Here is a 594-nt window from a genome sequence, read left to right as displayed (position 1 = left end):
ATCTTGAACGCGCGTTGCGGGCGACTACGCCATTGCTCTGGTTCCTCGACGATCTCGGGCAGGCCTCGCCAGCGGTGCAGGCAGCGAAGATGCAGCTGCTGCTCGCTCGTCGTATTGGCGAGCACGTATTGCCCGACTGCGTCACGTTCGTCGCCGCTACCAACCGGCGCGGCGACAACGCTGGTGTGTCGGGCATTCTCGACCCCGTCATCTCGCGTTTTGCGACGGTGGTGGAGCTGGAGCCGACTATCGATGACTGGACCGCATGGGCAGTGCGCAACGACGTACCTGCGGAACTGATTGCGTTTCTGCGTTTCCGGCCGGATCTGCTGTACGTGCAGAAAAAATCGCGCGACATCGAAAACTCGGCAAGTCCCCGCACCTGGGGATTCGTCGCGAAGACGATGGGCGTCGTGTCGAAAGAGCTTGAATTGATCTCGTATGCGGGATCGGTCGGCGAAGCGGCTGCGGGCGAACTGATGAGCTTTCTCGCAATCTACCGCGAGCTGCCATCACCCGACGCCATCCTGCTCGCGCCGGATAGTGCGCCGATTCCCGAAACGCCCGCCGCGCTCTATGCGGTTAGCACGGCAC

1 pseudogene is annotated in these 594 nt (G+C 62.3%); it reads left to right on the top strand.

What is annotated here, in order from left to right:
* Positions 1-594 (top strand): annotated as a pseudogene (locus AABE10_RS36595) (ATP-binding protein); the annotation flags it as partial.

This window comes from Paraburkholderia diazotrophica, from assembly GCF_038900755.1.
Classification (GTDB): Bacteria; Pseudomonadota; Gammaproteobacteria; order Burkholderiales; family Burkholderiaceae; genus Paraburkholderia; species Paraburkholderia diazotrophica_A.
The sequence above is the reverse complement of the archived record's forward strand: the minus strand, read 5'-3'. Positions and strand labels throughout refer to the sequence as shown.